The sequence below is a fragment of the Yinghuangia aomiensis genome (assembly GCF_039542225.1).
GTDB lineage: Bacteria > Actinomycetota > Actinomycetes > Streptomycetales > Streptomycetaceae > Yinghuangia > Yinghuangia aomiensis.
The window spans coordinates 1-15,728 of the sequence record NZ_BAABHS010000073.1; the positions used below are offsets into that span (position 1 = coordinate 1).

Sequence of the window (15,728 nt, forward strand, 5' to 3'; positions counted from 1 at the left end):
CCTCTGGGCACTCATACGCGACCAGCGAACCTTCCACACAGACACTCGCAAGCTCGCTCTCGCAGCGGCATGACGCGATCACACGACGCCGTCCCAGCGACTTGACTTCGTCATTGGGAATCCCTTTTTCACTCGCGGGTGTGGTGGATGCGGGTTATCCACAGGCTTGGGGTCGTCGGTCGGACACGCCGTGCCGGGTGGAGGAAACTGAGCGTGTCGGGGTGAACGCCGGGGGTGATCGCCGGGGGGCCCGATGGCGGAGGGGGCGGGGGAGGGGCGTCCGACGCGAGACCGAGTCCCGAATTGGTGGGAGGAGGGAGGGCCCGACAGGGAGCCCGGTCGGTGTAGCTCGTCCTCCCATATCCGATACTGGTCCCCATGGCATACGGCACCCTCCGCGCCTTCCTCAAAGCCCTGGAGAAGGACGGCGACCTCCGGCGCATTCGCGTCGAGGTGGATCCGCACCTCGAGGTCGGCGAGATCACCGACCGCGTCAACAAAGCCGGCGGCCCCGCGCTGCTCTTCGAGAACGTGCGCGGCAGCTCGATGCCGCTGGCCATGAACGTGTTCGGCACCGACCGCCGCATGCTCAAGGCGCTCGGCCTTTCTTCGTACGCGGAAATCGGCGACAAGATCGGCGGCCTGCTCAAGCCCGAGCTGCCGCAAGGTTTCTCCGGGCTGCGTGAGGCGTTCGGGAAGCTCGGGTCGGTCGCGCACATCCCGCCGAAGAAGGTGTCGAGCGCGCCCTGCCAGGAGATCGTGCTCAAGGGGGACGAGGTCGACCTGGCCGCCATCCCCGCGCTGCACACCTGGCCGGAGGACGGCGGCTCCTTCTACAACCTGGGCCTGACGCACACCAAGGACCCCGACACCGGCGTCCGCAACCTCGGCCTCTACCGGCTCCAACGGCACGACGCGCGCACCATCGGCATGCACTGGCAGATCCACAAGGACTCGCGCAACCACTACCAGGTCGCGGCGAAGCGCGGGGAGCGGCTGCCGGTGGCGATCGCGTTCGGTTGCCCGCCCGCGGTGACCTATGCGGCGACCGCCCCGCTGCCCGGCGACATCGACGAGTACCTCTTCGCGGGCTTCGTGCAGGGCAAGCGGGTGGAGATGGTCGACTGCCAGACCGTGCCGCTCCAGGTCCCCGCCGAGGCGGAGGTCGTCCTGGAGGGCTGGCTGGAGCCCGGCGTGATGCGCGACGAGGGCCCGTTCGGCGACCACACCGGCTTCTACACGCCGATGGAGCCGTTCCCGGCGCTCGCGATCGACTGCGTGACGATGCGCAAGGAGCCGATCCTGCAGTCGATCGTCGTCGGCCGCCCGCCGACCGAGGACGGGCCGCTGGGCAAGGCGACCGAGCGGTTCTTCCTGCCGCTGCTCAAGATCATCGTCCCGGACATCGTGGACTACGACCTGCCCGAGGCGGGCGGCTTCCACAACTGCGCGATCGTCTCGATCGACAAGAAGTACCCCAAGCACGCGCAGAAGGTCATGCACGCGATCTGGGGCGCGCACATGATGTCGCTGACCAAGCTGATCGTCGTCGTCGACGCGGACTGCGACGTGCACGACTACCAGGAAGTCGCCTGGCGGGCGTTCGGGAACGTCGACTACGCGCGCGACCTCTGCGTCGTCGAAGGCCCCGTCGACCACCTCGACCACGCCTCCTACCAGCAGTTCTGGGGCGGCAAGGCGGGCATCGACGCGACGCGCAAGCTGCCCGAGGAGGGCTACACGCGCGACGGCGGCTGGCCGGAAATGGTCGCGTCGGACCCCGCCACGGCCGAGTTGGTCACGCGGCGATGGAAGCAGTACGGATTGTGATCGGACTTGTGAGCGGACCTGTGGGCGGACCAGTGGGCATCGGGATCGGAGACGCCATGGCTTCAGGCAGAGCGGCGGCCGGGGCGGAGCCGTCCCGGCCGCGCACCCGGCGCGCGGACCTCGCGGACCTCGCGGACACCCCGGAGCGCACCCGGTGACTTCCGCAGCTTTCCCCGCACCGTCCGAAGAAGGCCGCACCCGGGCGTTCCTGCGCCTGGTGATGATCGAGCACTCGGTCTTCGCGCTGCCTTTCGCCTACATCGCGGCGCTCACCGCGATGTTCGAGGTCAACGGCCACGTCCACTACTGGGAGCTGTTCCTGGTCACGGTGGCGATGGTCGGCCTGCGCACGTTCGCGATGGCGTGCAACCGCATCATCGACCGCGAGATCGACGCGCGGAACCCGCGCACGGCGACCCGCGAGCTGGTCACCGGCAAGGTCTCGGTGCGCACCGCGTGGGCGGGTGCGCTGGTCGCGCTGTTCTTCTACCTGGTCGCGGCCGCGCTGCTGAATCCGCTGTGCTTCGCGCTGGCGCCGCTCGCCGTGGTGCCGATGGTGGTCTATCCGTACGGCAAGCGCTTCACCGACGTCCCGCACGCCATCCTCGGGCTCGCGCAGGCGATCGGCCCGATCGGCGCGTGGCTCGCGGTCACCGGCTCGTGGTCGTGGGACGCGGTGGTCCTCGGCCTCGCGGTCGGCTCGTGGATCGGTGGCTTCGACCTGATCTTCGGCTGCCAGGACGTGGCCGCCGACCGCGCGCACGGCGTCAAGAGCGTCCCGGCCCGCTGGGGCATCGCGAACGCGCTGTACGCGTCGCGGATCACGCACGTCTTCACCACGCTGCTGTTCATCTGGTTCGGCGTGCTGACCGGCGCCGGGTTCTTCTGGTGGCTTGGCCTGCTGATCGTCATGGCCGCGTTCGTCTACGAGCACTCGCTGGTCAAGCCGGACGACCTGTCCAAGCTGAACCGCGCGTTCTTCACCACCAACGGCTTCATCGGCATCGCGCTGTTCGTCTGCGCGCTGCTCGACTTGGTGGTCCGCGGCCTCCGGCTCTGACCGGACGTCGTCCCGTGGGCCCGTGCGGGCCCACGGGCGGCCCCGCCGCGCGGAGCGGTCAGGCCGCGGCGCCGACGCCCGGGCCCCGGCCCGCGCCGTCGTAGTCGTCGTCCGACCCGCCGGATCCGAAGATCCCGTTCATCACCTTGTCCATGTCGACGGTGTCGTCGTCCTTCGGCGCGGTGACCGTCCCGCCGGAGTCGTGCGTGTACCGGGTGTCCATGGACGCCTCGTTCTTGCCGTCGCCGTCCTCGTCGACGGTGATGCGGACCGGCAGCGGAGTGCCGTGCGCGGGGATGTACAGGGTCTCCGTGATCTTCCCGCCTTCGCCGTCGTCGGAGACGGCCTTCACCGGGATCGTCTCGATGCCGCCGACCGTGGTCGGCGTCCCCAGGCTGTACTCGGGCTCGTCGGGGTAATCGTCGTCGTAGTACCCCTCGTCGTCCTCGTCGGATCCCGTGTCGGATTCCGGGTCGTCCCCGCCGAACGGGCCGCTGCCCCACAACCCGTCGACGGTGCCGAGGCCCCCGCCGAAGCCCTCGGTCGCCTTCTGTTTGAGGTACTTGCCTTCCATGAGCTTCGCGAACTCGCGGAAGTCGCCGTCCGGCTCGTCCCGCTCGGAGTAGCCCGGCGAGGACTCCATGGCGTCGAACAGCACCTCGAAGCTGCCGCGTTCCATCAGCATGTACTGCGAGGACCCCACGCGTAGTTCGTGCACGCGCTTGCCCTTGAGCAGGACTTCCGACTCCTTGTCGCCGGACGCGTTGATCCGCGAGAAGCCGGACAGCGGAATGCCGTACAGGGTGCCGTGGAACTCGGCGCGGACGCTGCGCACATCGCGGTCGGCCTGCGCCACGCGCTTCATCAGGTCTTCGGCGCTGATGCCGGTGTTCGGCGCGCCGGTGTTGCCGACCGGCGCGTCGGCCACGTCGCGGGCCTGCCGGGCCCAGTCGGTCCCGAGTCCGCCGCACGCGGTGGCCAGGAACACCAGCGGTATGAGTGCGGCAGCGCGGCCGATGCGGCGGTGGCGCAACGTTTCCCCCCGGGTGGAATAGTGCTCGGACTCGTGTCCGAATCCGCAGTTGTACCGCCGAACCCCGGTGCCGTCCACCGGGATGTCCGCGGCGGCCCCGGGGTCCGCCGCGGCGCCTACAGCAGACCCATGTCCTTCAGCTCGTCGGACAGTGGCCGCGGACCGGAAGCCGCCGCCTGCCCGCGCGGGTTGCGCGCCTCCCGGGCACGCTCGCCGCGCCCGTCCCGCTCGCGCCGCAGCGCGAAGGCCGCGGCCACGCCGCCCGCGAAGCCGAACACGTGGCCCTGCCAGGAGATCGACGGCGACGACGGGAAGACGCCCCACAGCATCGTCCAGCCGTAGACCGACGTGATGGCGAAGGCGAGCAGGATGTCGAAGATGCGCCGGTCGACGAAGCCGCGGACCAGCAGGTAGCCGAAGTAGCCGAAGACCAGGATGCTCGCGCCGACCGTCGAGGTGCCCGACGGCGAGATCAGCCACACGCCGAGGCCGCCCACCGCGCTCACGGTCAGCGTCACCGCCGCGAAGCGCACGAAGCCGCGGGTGGCGCACAGGAATGCGAGCACCGCCAGCGGCACGGTGTTCCCGATGATGTGGCCGAGACTCGCATGCACGTACGGCGCGGTCAGCACGTCCGGCAGTTCGTCCAGGCGGCGCGGCGTGATGCCGTAGCCGGTCAGCGAGTAGTCGGTCGCGAGGTTGACGATCTCGACGGCCCAGATGACGGCCAGCAGGAGGCCGGTGGTGAGAAGTGCGGTACGCAGGCCCCGGAGCGGGCCGGGCAGGAGCGGGGACACCGAAGCCTCCCTGGACGGCGGACCGCCCCCCGGCGGCCCCTTCGTCCCCCAGTCCAGCGCCCGGGCAGGCCGCGGTCAACAGATTCGGCGGGCCGGGCGCGGATTCCGGGGACTTCCCGCAACCGTACGGAGGGCCGGGCGAGGCCCGGGCGGGGCGCTGGGACAATGGGCCGTATGCAGGAAAACCAGCGCAGGCCGTGGATCGTCGGGGTGTCCGGAGCGTCCGGGACGCCGTACGCGGCCGCGGTGATGCGCGGGCTGCTGGATGCGGGGGAAGCCGTCGACCTGGTGGTCAGCCGCGCGGCGCGGCTGACGATCCTGGACGAGACGGGCATCGCGTTCCGCGACGCGCACTGGCACGACGACCTGGCGGACTGGCTGAAGTCGGACGCCGGTCTCGACCGGGTGGCCTACTGGCCGGCCGGGGACATGGCGGCGGGCCCGTCGAGCGGCTCGTACCCGGCGAAGGGCATGGCGGTGGTGCCGGCCAGCACGGCCTCGGTGGCGGGGATCGCGCTCGGACTGTCGAAGGACTTGGTGCAGCGGAGCGCGGACGTGACGCTCAAGGAGCGGCGGCCGCTCGTCGTGGTGCCGCGGGAAACGCCGCTGACCGGGACGACCCTGCGGCACCTGGTGCGTCTCGACGACGCGGGTGCCGTGGTTCTCCCGGCCAGTCCGGCGTTCTACGCGGGAGCGTCGGAGGTCCAGCGGCTGGTCGACTTCGTGGCCGGCAAGGTGCTGGACGTCCTGGGTGTGCCGCACACCCTGTTCCGGCGGTGGGACGGCACGTTGGGCGGCGCCCGGCGGGCGGAGGCCGCCGCGCCGTGAGGACCGGATCGGGAACCGGGGTGCGGTCCGGTGCGGTCCTCGGCCGGAGCTACGGCCCGCTGTGCCGCGGGCTGTCCGGTGGCGAGCTCGCCGCGCCGCGCCGGTCAGCGGGCGCTGCGGGCGCGGGCGACGAACTTCTTGACGGCCTTCAGGGTCGGGCGCGGGCCGATCGGGCGCGTGCGCTCCGCCTGCTCGTGCAGCTCTTGGATGTGCGCACGGGCCATTTCGAGGGTGTACATGATGGGTCCCTCCCGGTCCGCCAACCGATCGGGTCGGCGGGTGTTGTTGAATCGGAGGTTGATGGCCGCCGGTTGCCTTCGATTCTAAGGGGTGCGATCGTTAGCGTCGAGTGAAACGCAGGCCAGCGCGGCCTCATTCCTGGTGATAACCGTGTGATGTGCATCCCATGACGCTGTGTTTAAGCCGCAGTTCATGGCAGGGGTGGGCAAAGAAGGCAAGATCGACGGAAGCGCCGAAAGTGTGGGAAATCCCCACGCGCGGCACGAGCACGGCAACAGCCGGGCACGAGCAGAGAACGCGGAAACGCGGACTGGCAGAGGAGAACGAGCATGGATGCGGTGGACCGCAAGCTCATCCAGGCGCTGCGGATCAACGGCCGCGCGTCGTACGCCGAGCTGGGCCGGCTGGTCGGCCTGTCCGGCCCCAGCGTGACCGACCGCATCAACCGCCTCGAACAGGCCGGGGTCATCACCGGCTACCGCGCCACCGTCGACCCGGTGACCCTCGGCCTCGGCGTGACCGCGCTCATCGGCCTCCAGCTGTCCGACGCCGCGGACCACGAGGACGTCAGCCGACGGCTGCGCGACGTCGAGGAGATCGAGGACTGCTGGTTCATCTCCGGCGACGACTCCTTCATGCTCAAGGTCCGGGTTCCCGACGTCGCGGGCCTGGAGCAGGTCATCCGGCGGCTGTCCGGCACCCGCGGCGTGGCGCGCACCCGCACCACGGTCGTGCTGTCCACCAAGTGGGAGTACCGCGCCGCCGATCTGCCGGGCGAACCGGAGGCGTAGGCTCGTTCCCCCGGCGCTGCTGTGCACCGGTGGACCCCGGATGGGCACAGTTCGGCAAGGTTCGGCAAGGATCGGCAGGGAGAAGCGAACGATGGACTCGGGTCTGCGCAAGGAGATCGAGGACAAGGTCCTCTCCGGCGAGCGGCTCAGCCGCGAGGACGGCATCGCGCTCTACGCGTGCGACGACCTGGCGTGGCTCGGCGGCCTCGCGCACCACGTGCGGACGCGGAAAAACGGCGACGTCGTGCACTTCAACGTCAACCGGCACCTCAACATGACGAACGTGTGCCAGGCGTCGTGCGCCTACTGCTCGTTCCAGCGCAAGCCGGGCGAGAAGGACGCGTACACGATGCGCATCGAGGACGCCGTGCGGCTGGCGAAGGAGATGGAGCCGGACGGCATCACCGAGCTGCACATCGTCAACGGCCTGCACCCCACGCTGCCGTGGCGGTACTACCCGCGGTCGCTGCGCGAGCTGAAGAAGGTGCTGCCGGACGTCTCGCTGAAGGCGTTCACGGCGACCGAGATCCAGCACTTCGAGACGATCTCCGGCCTCACGGCGTCCGAGATCCTCGACGAGCTCATCGACGCGGGCCTGGAGTCGCTCACCGGCGGCGGCGCGGAGATCTTCGACTGGGAGGTCCGGCAGCACATCGTCGACCACGCCACCCACTGGGAGGACTGGTCGCGCATCCACCGGCTGGCGCACGAGAAGGGCCTCAAGACGCCCGCCACCATGCTGTACGGCCACATCGAGGAGCCCCGGCACCGCGTCGACCACGTGCTGCGCCTGCGCGAACTGCAGGACGAGACCGGCGGTTTCCAGGTCTTCATCCCGCTGCGCTACCAGCACGACTTCCACGACAGCCGGGACGGCATCGTCCGCAACCGGCTCCAGGCCCGCACCGCGATGGCCACCGGCGCCGAGGCGCTCAAGGTGTTCGCGGTGTCCCGGCTGCTGTTCGACAACGTGCCGCACGTCAAGTGCTTCTGGGTCATGCACGGCCTGGCCACCGCGCAGCTCGCGCTGAACCACGGCGCGGACGACTTGGACGGCTCGGTCGTCGAGTACAAGATCACGCACGACGCGGACGGGTTCGGCACGCCGAACAAGATGACCCGCGACGACCTGCTCGAACTCATCCGCGACGCGGGCTTCCGCCCGGTCGAACGGAACACCCGCTACCAGATCGTGCGGGAGTACGAAGGCCCGCAGCCCGGCCGCCGGGACGTCCCGCAGCCGATGAAGTTCTGACCCCCGCCGCAGCCCCGGAGCGACCGCTCCGGGGCTGCGGTGTTTCCCGCTCCCGGGCGGCCCCCTCCGAGCCGCTTTTGCGGGGGTGCTGTACTGGATGTCCGGACGGCCCGGCGCCCCGCGCCCCGCCGCCGGGCCCCGCCATCGATGGCAGACGGAACGGCAGAAGGAACCGACGTGTCCGAATCGCACTCCGCGTCCGACAACCCGACCGAGAACCCGGTGCCGGCCGCGGCCGACCAGCCGGGGGCGCTGGACGCGCGCGACCCGGCCGCCCCGCGCGGCGGCCACCCGGCGCTGCGCTACACGCTGCTGCGCATCGGCTTGTTCGCGGTGGTCTCGGGCCTGGTGTGGGTGCTGGCGCGGTACGGGCTGAAGCTCACCGGCGACGGTGCGGGCATCTTCGTCGTGGGCGTGTCGCTGGCGGTGTCCGGCCTGCTCAGCTACTTCCTGCTGAACAGCCAGCGGGACGCGATGTCGGCGGCCCTGGTGGAGCGCGTCGAGCGCGCGAAGGCCCGGCTGGACGAAGGCGCGTCGGCCGAGGACGAGCTGATTCCGGACATCACCCACGCAACCCGCCCGAAGAACGCAATGTGAGCATCCGGCTGCCATCGGTAATCATTTTGTCGTTTTACTGATGGACTGTTTACACTCCACCTCATGTTCGGCACAGGCGACTCGTATGCGACGCGCACGGCGGTGGGTTTCCCGCTCGTGGCACGTCTGCATGTCGACCTGGGCCGTTGCGCCACCGCACTGTGTAGCGGCGCCGGCGTCAGCTGAACCGGTACGCGCACCACGCAATTACGCGTACCGCTTCCGCACGCCGCCCCGACCGCTTCGCGGGTCAGCCCTGACGACCGGGCCCCGCACCTGACCGGTGGGCGCACACCTCCTCCGCGGTGCCCCCACATGCCACATCAGGGCCTTGAAGCGGTCGCTCCCCCGTCCCGTTCGCCACGGTGCCCGGCACTCGGCCGGCCGCTTCAGGAGCCCTTCTGTGTCTGCAACTGCCGCAGTCCCCAAGAGAACCCTGCCCAAGATCCCCTTCTGGGCGCAGACCTTCATCGGCCTCGCGGTCGGTGTCGCCCTCGGCTTCATCGCCAAGAACACGAACGCCGACTGGCTGACCACCACCCTCGAGCAGGTCGGCGACATCTTCGTCCGCCTGCTCAAGCTGGCCGTCCCGCCGCTGGTGTTCACCGCGGTGCTGATCTCCGTGGTCAACCTGCGCAAGGTCAACAACGCCGCGAAGCTCGCGCTGCGCACGCTGATGTGGTTCCTGATCACGTCGCTGATCGCGGTCACCATCGGCATCGTCCTCGGCCTGCTGACCGACCCGGGCCAGGGCGTGCACCTCCCCGCCGGCCTGGAGAAGAAGCCCGCCACCAACGGCGACTGGCTCGACTTCCTGACCAGCATCGTCCCGACGAACATCGTCGACGCGTTCGGCCCCAAGCCGCAGGTCCTGCAGATCGTCTTCCTCGGCGCGGTCCTCGGCGCGGCGATCCTCTCGGTCGGCAAGAAGGCCGAGCCGCTGATCAACGGCGCGGAGATCGTCCTCGAGGTCGTGCAGAAGGCCCTGTGGTGGGTCATCAAGCTGTCCCCGATCGGCACCGCCGGCCTCATCGGCACCGCCGTCGCCACCTACGGCTGGGACTCGCTGAAGCCGCTCGGCACCTTCACCGCCGACGTCTACATCGGCTGCGCGCTGGTGCTGTTCGTCGTGTACCCGCTGCTGCTCGCGTTCGTGGGGCGCGTCAACCCGCTGAACTTCTTCAAGGGCGCCTGGCCCGCGATCCAGCTCGCGTTCGTCTCCCGCTCCTCGGTCGGCACCATGCCGGTGACCCAGCGCTCCGTCGAGCGCCTCGGCGTCCCCAAGGAGTACGCGTCCTTCGCCGTCCCGTTCGGCGCCACCACCAAGATGGACGGCTGCGCCGCGATCTACCCGTCGCTGGCCGCGATCTTCGTCGCCCAGTACTTCCACATCAGCCTGGACCTGAAGGACTACTTCCTCATCGTCCTGGTCTCGGTCATCGGCTCGGCCGCCACCGCGGGCCTCACCGGCGCGATCGTCATGCTCACGCTGACCCTCGACACCGTCGGCCTCCCCCTCGCCGGCGTCGGCCTGCTCCTCGCCATCGACCCGATCCTCGACATGATGCGCACCGCGACCAACGTGGCCGGCCAAGCGGTCGTCCCGGTCCTCGTGTCGGCCCGCGAGAAGACGCTCGACCTCGACAAGTTCAACAACCCGGCGGACATCGACGCCGCGGACGACACCCCGTCGGACGCCGACGACGCCACCACGAACGTGCCTTCTCAGCCGGACCGTCGGGAGCCGGTCTCCGTCTGACGGGCACACCGCAAGCGGCCCCGTTCCCCTTCGTGTCGTGGGGGAGCGGGGCCGCTTCGTTCACAAGCCGAATCGGCTCCATGCATGGTGCGTCTGGCGCGGGGCGGGGGAGAGAGACACCGCGCTAGCGCGGCCGGTGGCCGTGGCGCCTCTTCGCGGCTACACATGCTCGCCGAGGTCGGCGGCATGTGTTCGGCCAGGCCTGGGATTTGAGAATGACTCCTCACCTAGTGCGGCCGCCCGGCCCGTCCGCGGTTTCCGCCCCGTCGGCCTCGATGTGTTTTTGGTCGAGGCCGACGGAGCGTGGTTGCTGATGCTGCCGAGTTAGCCGACGAATTGGATGTTGGGGGTGTTGAGGTAGTCGGCGAAGCCGTTGGTGGTGATGCGGTGGTAGTTGCTGAATCCGTTTCCGTCGCCGACGCCCATGGTGATTCCGCCGTCGGGTTCCTGGGTGATGATGTCGGCTTTGCCGTCGCCGGTGATGTCGGCGAAGTGCATGCGGCCGCCGTTGAGGTAGTCGGCGAAGCCGTTGGTGGTGATGCGGTGGTAGTTGCTGAATCCGTTGCCGTCGCCGACGCCCAAGGTGACGCCGCCGTCGGCTTCCTGGTTGATGATGTCGGCTTTGCCGTCGCCGGTGATGTCGGCGAAGTGCATGCGGCCGTTGTTCAGATAGTCGGCGAAGCCGTTGCCGGTGATGCGGTGGTAGTTGCTGAACCCGTTTCCGTCGCCGACGCCCAAGGTGACGCCGCCGTCGGCTTCTTGGTTGATGATGTCGGCTTTGCCGTCGCCGGTGATGTCGGCGAAGTGCATGTTGCCGCCGTTGAGGTAGTCGGCGAATCCGTTGCCCGTGATGCGGTGGTAGTTGCTGAACCCGTTCCCGTCGCCGACGCCCATGGTGATTCCACCGTCGGCTTCCTGGACGATGATGTCGGCCTTGCCATCACCGGTGACATCCGCGAAGTGGATGCGGCCTGTGTTGACGTAGTCGGCGAATCCGTTGCCCGTGATGCGGTGGTAGTTGCTGAACCCGTTCCCGTCGCCGACACCCATGGCGATTCCGCCGTCGGGCTCCTGCGTCACGATCTCCGCCCGACCATCACCCGTGATGTCCGACGTACGACGAACCGGCGCGCAGTTTTGGCTGGTGGCGGAGGTTCCGGCCGCGAAGGCCGAGCCGTTGAACGTCGACTGCTGGACGGCGTCGTTGTACTTCTGCTCGTAGTGGAGGTGAGGCCCCGTGCTGTTCCCGGTGCTGCCGACCATGCCGATCTGCTGTCCGGCCGTGACCGTTTCTCCTGCGGCGACCAAGCGGGCGCTCAGGTGCCCGTAGAGGGTCTTCCACCCTCCGCCGTGGTCGATCACGATGTACTCGCCGTAGCTGGTATCGCCAAGTGACTTCGAGATGACGACAGTTCCTCCCGCGCTGGCGAGGACCGGCTGGCCTGCAGTTGTCGAGCCGTGCGTCCAGTCGATGGAAAGTTCGGATGGGGTATGGCCGCTGTAAGTATTTCCCTGCCACGTCTGGTTGCACTGGAATGGCATTTGGAAGTACGACGGTGCAGCCTCAGCCGTCGCGGGGATCAATGCGGTCATTGCTCCGGCTATGCCGATCGCAGCGAGCGTTGCGGCAGCGCGGCGCCGGAAGGCAGCGTAGGTAGGCACACACATCTCCTGAGTTCTGGTCGTGGGAAGCGGAACTGCACCGGCAACTTTGATGCCGGCTCCGACCGTGTGTGGTCGGAGCCGACGCCATGGCACTGGAAGTCGCGCGTTTTGGTGCCGACTTGTTTAGCCGACGAATTGGATGTTGGGGGTGTTGAGGTAGTCGGCGAAGCCGTTGGTGGTGATGCGGTGGTAGTTGCTGAATCCGTTTCCGTCGCCGACGCCCATGGTGATTCCGCCGTCGGGTTCCTGGGTGATGATGTCGGCTTTGCCGTCGCCGGTGATGTCGGCGAAGTGCATGCGGCCGTTGTTCAGATAGTCGGCGAAGCCGTTGGTGGTGATGCGGTGGTAGTTGCTGAATCCGTTTCCGTCGCCGACGCCCAAGGTGACGCCGCCGTCGGCTTCTTGGTTGATGATGTCGGCTTTGCCGTCGCCGGTGATGTCGGCGAAGTGCATGCGGCCGTTGTTCAGATAGTCGGCGAAGCCGTTGGTGGTGATGCGGTGGTAGTTGCTGAATCCGTTTCCGTCGCCGACGCCCAAGGTGACGCCGCCGTCGGCTTCTTGGTTGATCATGTCGGCTTTGCCGTCGCCGGTGATGTCGGCGAAGTGCATGCGGCCGCCGTTGAGGTAGTCGGCGAATCCGTTGCCCGTGATGCGGTGGTAGTTGCTGAACCCGTTCCCGTCGCCGACGCCCATGGTGATTCCACCGTCGGCTTCCTGGACGATGATGTCGGCCTTGCCATCACCGGTGACATCCGCGAAGTGGATGCGGCCTGTGTTGACGTAGTCGGCGAATCCGTTGCCCGTGATGCGGTGGTAGTTGCTGAACCCGTTCCCGTCGCCGACACCCATGGCGATTCCGCCGTCGGGCTCCTGCGTCACGATCTCCGCCCGACCATCACCCGTGATGTCCGACGTACGACGAACCGGCGTAGGTGTGTCGTCGACGACGTTGACGGCTCGGATCGGCGTGAAAGTTCCGTAGCCGGAGAAGTAGGGGTAGGGAATCTCCCGGTGTTTAACACCGGATGGCGAGAATTCATAGCCGTCATAGGAGGTTTGGGCGTCGTTGGTCCAGCCCGCGAAGATGACGACGTGGCCGGAACTTCCGCTGCCGGGGTTGTTCAGCGCGTCACCGGGCTTGAGCTGGGACTTGGATATCGAAATGGCGGCACCTGAGGGAACGAACGAGCCCGTCACGAGGCCAGGGGTCGCCAACCCCCATGCCATGGAGACATATCCGGAACAGTCGCGGCGGTAGCCCTGGTACGTGCCGCCTCCGTCGTACACAAGCCCTTTGTCCACCCAGGACGCGGCGCGCTGCAGCACCTGACTGCGCGTAAGTTGCTCCGCCGTGGCGGTGAGCATGCTGTTCGAGGTCGACTCAATCGACGGGCCCTGCCCGCCGCCGCCCTTGTCCTGGGAGGGCGCCGCGGAAGTGTTCGTCCCGTCCGCAGCGGTGGCTACCTGTGGTTGGACGAGCCATCCGAGGCTGAGGGAACCGGCGAGCATGAGGCCGACGGTTGCGCGCCGAAGAGCATGGGATTTCTGCATGCGAAAGGACTCCGAGTTTGAGAATGAGAGGGCGTGAAGCAGCGGGTCCGAGATGACCGGCGTCTGCAGACAGGAGAGCGGCGTAGGCTACTGCCAGCCCATGGTGTCGTCGTGGGACATGAGCATGGAGGAGACCTCGGCGGTCTCGGAGATGGCGAGGGCGGCGACCGCGGCGGCCTTCGCAGTGCTCGTGCGCTTCATGACAGAGATCTCCTTCGGGACACAGATGTGGTGTGTGTTCCGGATCCGGTCGCCTCCCGCGGTGAGGCTGTTCCCGGGTCCTCGGCTGCTTGTCGCGGCCGGCGAGAACGAGCATGTGCCCACGTCACGGGCGCATCCAGACGATTGCCCTGTCCGGAAGCGGCCCTGTCCTAAGTCGTCCAACCCGGCCGGTTCAGCACAACCAGCGGTCGAACGCCTGCGGCACCAGACCGGCTTTGATATCGATGACGACAAATCCGTCCAGCGGTCCGCCCGCTGCAACGGCTTTTGCACAGAGGCGATGAGCCGCGGCTTCTGCGACGGCGAGGGCCGACGCCTTCAGAAAGAGTCCGAGCACCAGGACACCGTGTGGGTGCGCGTGCACGCTCACGTGTTCGAGGCCGTCCTGGGGAAGGGCCTCTCTCAGCAGCAACTGCGTTGCTCCATTGGGGAGTCCGCAGCCGATGACGTCGTGCAATTGCGCATGGAGGAGATACACCCTTCAAAACTGCGCTGTCATCGAGGCCGTGTACGGCGTTTCGCGTGGCCGCTGTATGTCATGGCCGGAATAGGCCGCACCGGTCGGTGAGCACCCCGACGGGATTCGGGACAACATGGCATGATCGCCAACCGGGCAATTGGTCGATGACAGGGGGGTTCGATGCTTGACGCGCTGGGGCTCGACGGCGTCGCCGAGGCGGTCTACCGGGCGATGCTCACCTGGCCGGACGAAGGTGTCGCAAGGCTGGCAGCAAGGCTCGGTCTGGACGATGCACAGGTGCGGTGCGCGCTTGACACCCTGAGCGAACTCGCTTTGCTGCGACCATCGGTCGACAACGAAGGCCGACTGTACGCGGTCAGTCCCGAGGTCGGCATGGAGGTGATCCTTGCCCGCCAGCAGGCCGAACTCGCCGTGCAGCAGCAGCGGATCGAAGCATCCCGAGCCGCGGCAGCACGGCTGATCGCCGAATGCGCCGACTTGCGTTCCCCCACTAGCGGATCGGGCGTCGAGCAGCTCGTTGGTCTGGACCGGATACGCGACCGTTTGAAGAAGCTGACCCGCGACGTCACCAGCGAAGTGATGACCTTTGCACCGGGCGGCGCCCAGACCGGCGACAACATGGAGGCCGCAAAACCGCTCGATGCCGAACTGTTGGACCGCGGCGTCCGAATACGCACCGTCTACCTCGACAGCGTCCGCAACGATGTGCCTTCGGTTGCTTACGTTGACTGGCTTGCCGAACGCGGCGGCGAGGTCCGCACCGTCCCTGCCCTACCGGTCCGCATGATCGTCATAGACCGCACAACTGCGGTGATCCCCGTCGACAATGAGAACACCTCCCACGGCGCCGTCGTCCTCACGGGTATGGGCGTCCTCAGTGCTCTGTGCGCGCTGTTCGACACCGTCTGGGACAGTGCCATTCCGCTGGGCAATGCGAAGGTCCGCGACGCTCGCGGTTTGACGGGGCAGGAAGCCGAAGTGCTCCGGTTGCTCGGCCGGGGCCTTACCGACGATGCCATCGCCCACCGCCTCGGCGTCTCCGGCCGCACCGCACGCCGCATTGCCGCGGACCTCATGGACGCGCTCGGCGCTCGCAGCCGCTTCCAAGCCGGCATGGAGGCCACCCGCCACGGTTGGCTGTGAAGAAGTCGCTTTGAATCCGGTGATTCGTGTCTTGATCCGTGATTCGTCGTTGGTAGGGGCCGCGGTATGCGGTGGCTTCGTGTCGTCGGGGCCAGTGTGACCAGTTCTGGGTGTGGGTGATCAGGTCGGGCGGTGGGTTGGGTCGGGTAGGGGCGCCTCGCGCATGCGGATGATGACTGTGTCGGGCGACGAACGTGGCGGGCCAAGCTGCAACACCTGTCATCGTTGCCGCACGTCAGGGCATCCTCGACATGGACAAGTACAACAACCCGCGTGACATCGACGCTGCCGACGACACCTCGTCGGACACCGATGACGCGACCAAGAACGTGCCTTCTCAGCCGGACCGTGAACCGTTCCGGGATTGGTGGAGGCTCTATGCGTTGACTCCAGCCGCCGGTTGGGGCTGGTGTTGAGCGTAGTAGTTGGTCTCGTGTTCGTGGGGCGGGATGTCTCCGATTGCGGTGTGGATGCGT

The 15,728-nt window shown here is 68.0% G+C and carries 15 protein-coding genes; 9 read left to right on the plus strand and 6 right to left on the minus strand.

Features of this window, described 5'->3' with window-relative positions; translation table 11 throughout:
* Positions 1–378 precede the first annotated feature (378 nt).
* Entirely contained in the window at positions 379–1,830 is a 1,452-nt protein-coding gene (locus tag ABEA93_RS41475) for a menaquinone biosynthesis decarboxylase (protein ID WP_345681199.1), read from the plus strand.
* Positions 1,831–1,984: 154 nt separating this feature from the next.
* Positions 1,985–2,890 (plus strand): menaquinone biosynthesis prenyltransferase MqnP, encoded by a 906-nt coding sequence (gene mqnP / locus ABEA93_RS41480; RefSeq protein WP_345681200.1) that lies wholly within the window; start codon positions 1,985–1,987, stop codon positions 2,888–2,890.
* Between the two features lie 58 nt (positions 2,891–2,948).
* Here the strand turns inward: mqnP and ABEA93_RS41485 are convergent, their stop codons facing one another.
* Together ABEA93_RS41485 and ABEA93_RS41490 are read right to left on the minus strand one after the other, a co-directional pair.
* On the minus strand, positions 2,949–3,923 hold the full coding sequence (locus ABEA93_RS41485) for a hypothetical protein (protein WP_345681201.1): 975 nt from the start codon (positions 3,921–3,923) through the stop codon (positions 2,949–2,951).
* A 116-nt stretch (positions 3,924–4,039) separates the two neighbouring features.
* Positions 4,040–4,720, minus strand: coding sequence for a rhomboid family intramembrane serine protease (locus tag ABEA93_RS41490; RefSeq protein WP_345681202.1), 681 nt, complete (start codon positions 4,718–4,720; stop codon positions 4,040–4,042).
* Positions 4,721–4,894: 174 nt separating this feature from the next.
* Between ABEA93_RS41490 and ABEA93_RS41495 the strand changes: the two genes are divergently transcribed.
* Positions 4,895–5,548 carry a UbiX family flavin prenyltransferase gene (locus ABEA93_RS41495; protein ID WP_345681203.1) on the plus strand — a complete coding sequence of 218 codons (654 nt, stop codon included), beginning with the start codon at positions 4,895–4,897 and terminating at the stop codon, positions 5,546–5,548.
* Between the two features lie 104 nt (positions 5,549–5,652).
* Here the strand turns inward: ABEA93_RS41495 and ABEA93_RS41500 are convergent, their stop codons facing one another.
* Complete coding sequence (locus tag ABEA93_RS41500; protein ID WP_345681204.1) at positions 5,653–5,787, minus strand: hypothetical protein; 135 nt, start codon at positions 5,785–5,787, stop codon at positions 5,653–5,655.
* 330 nt (positions 5,788–6,117) lie between these two features.
* Here ABEA93_RS41500 and ABEA93_RS41505 point away from each other — a divergent pair, with 330 nt between their 5' ends.
* The 4 genes from ABEA93_RS41505 (at position 6,118) to ABEA93_RS41520 (ending at position 10,190) form a co-directional block, all read left to right on the plus strand.
* Positions 6,118–6,579, plus strand: a complete 462-nt coding sequence (locus ABEA93_RS41505; RefSeq protein ID WP_345681205.1) for an Lrp/AsnC family transcriptional regulator — start codon at positions 6,118–6,120, stop codon at positions 6,577–6,579.
* Between the two features lie 91 nt (positions 6,580–6,670).
* Entirely contained in the window at positions 6,671–7,834 is a 1,164-nt protein-coding gene (gene mqnE, locus ABEA93_RS41510) for an aminofutalosine synthase MqnE (RefSeq protein WP_345681206.1), read from the plus strand.
* A gap of 177 nt (positions 7,835–8,011) precedes the next feature.
* Positions 8,012–8,431 carry a DUF4229 domain-containing protein gene (locus ABEA93_RS41515; protein WP_345681207.1) on the plus strand — a complete coding sequence of 140 codons (420 nt, stop codon included), beginning with the start codon at positions 8,012–8,014 and terminating at the stop codon, positions 8,429–8,431.
* 403 nt (positions 8,432–8,834) lie between these two features.
* Complete coding sequence (locus ABEA93_RS41520; protein ID WP_345681208.1) at positions 8,835–10,190, plus strand: dicarboxylate/amino acid:cation symporter; 1,356 nt, start codon at positions 8,835–8,837, stop codon at positions 10,188–10,190.
* 324 nt (positions 10,191–10,514) lie between these two features.
* Here the strand turns inward: ABEA93_RS41520 and ABEA93_RS41525 are convergent, their stop codons facing one another.
* From ABEA93_RS41525 to ABEA93_RS41535, 3 genes are all read right to left on the minus strand, one after another.
* Positions 10,515–11,858: a peptidoglycan DD-metalloendopeptidase family protein gene (locus ABEA93_RS41525; protein ID WP_345681209.1), complete on the minus strand. Its 1,344-nt coding sequence runs from the start codon at positions 11,856–11,858 to the stop codon at positions 10,515–10,517.
* A 120-nt stretch (positions 11,859–11,978) separates the two neighbouring features.
* On the minus strand, positions 11,979–13,364 hold the full coding sequence (locus ABEA93_RS41530) for a C40 family peptidase (RefSeq protein ID WP_345681210.1): 1,386 nt from the start codon (positions 13,362–13,364) through the stop codon (positions 11,979–11,981).
* Between the two features lie 436 nt (positions 13,365–13,800).
* Positions 13,801–14,106 carry a hypothetical protein gene (locus ABEA93_RS41535; protein WP_345681211.1) on the minus strand — a complete coding sequence of 102 codons (306 nt, stop codon included), beginning with the start codon at positions 14,104–14,106 and terminating at the stop codon, positions 13,801–13,803.
* A gap of 162 nt (positions 14,107–14,268) precedes the next feature.
* Here ABEA93_RS41535 and ABEA93_RS41540 point away from each other — a divergent pair, with 162 nt between their 5' ends.
* Positions 14,269–15,252: a LuxR C-terminal-related transcriptional regulator gene (locus tag ABEA93_RS41540; protein ID WP_345681212.1), complete on the plus strand. Its 984-nt coding sequence runs from the start codon at positions 14,269–14,271 to the stop codon at positions 15,250–15,252.
* A 194-nt stretch (positions 15,253–15,446) separates the two neighbouring features.
* A complete protein-coding gene (locus ABEA93_RS41545) occupies positions 15,447–15,668 on the plus strand; it encodes a hypothetical protein (RefSeq protein ID WP_345681213.1) in 222 nt (73 codons plus the stop codon).
* Positions 15,669–15,728: the final 60 nt, after the last annotated feature.

Excerpts from the sequence above, each read along its gene's own strand:
- ABEA93_RS41525 (WP_345681209.1), bottom strand. The coding sequence starts at position 11,858 with ATGTGTGTGCCTACCTACGCTGCCTTCCGGCGCCGCGCTGCCGCAACG.
- ABEA93_RS41540 (WP_345681212.1), top strand. The coding sequence starts at position 14,269 with ATGCTTGACGCGCTGGGGCTCGACGGCGTCGCCGAGGCGGTCTACCGG.
- ABEA93_RS41500 (WP_345681204.1), bottom strand. The coding sequence starts at position 5,787 with ATGTACACCCTCGAAATGGCCCGTGCGCACATCCAAGAGCTGCACGAG.
- mqnE (WP_345681206.1), top strand. The coding sequence starts at position 6,671 with ATGGACTCGGGTCTGCGCAAGGAGATCGAGGACAAGGTCCTCTCCGGC.
- ABEA93_RS41475 (WP_345681199.1), top strand. The coding sequence starts at position 379 with ATGGCATACGGCACCCTCCGCGCCTTCCTCAAAGCCCTGGAGAAGGAC.
- ABEA93_RS41495 (WP_345681203.1), top strand. The coding sequence starts at position 4,895 with ATGCAGGAAAACCAGCGCAGGCCGTGGATCGTCGGGGTGTCCGGAGCG.
- ABEA93_RS41530 (WP_345681210.1), bottom strand. The coding sequence starts at position 13,364 with ATGCTCGCCGGTTCCCTCAGCCTCGGATGGCTCGTCCAACCACAGGTA.
- ABEA93_RS41505 (WP_345681205.1), top strand. The coding sequence starts at position 6,118 with ATGGATGCGGTGGACCGCAAGCTCATCCAGGCGCTGCGGATCAACGGC.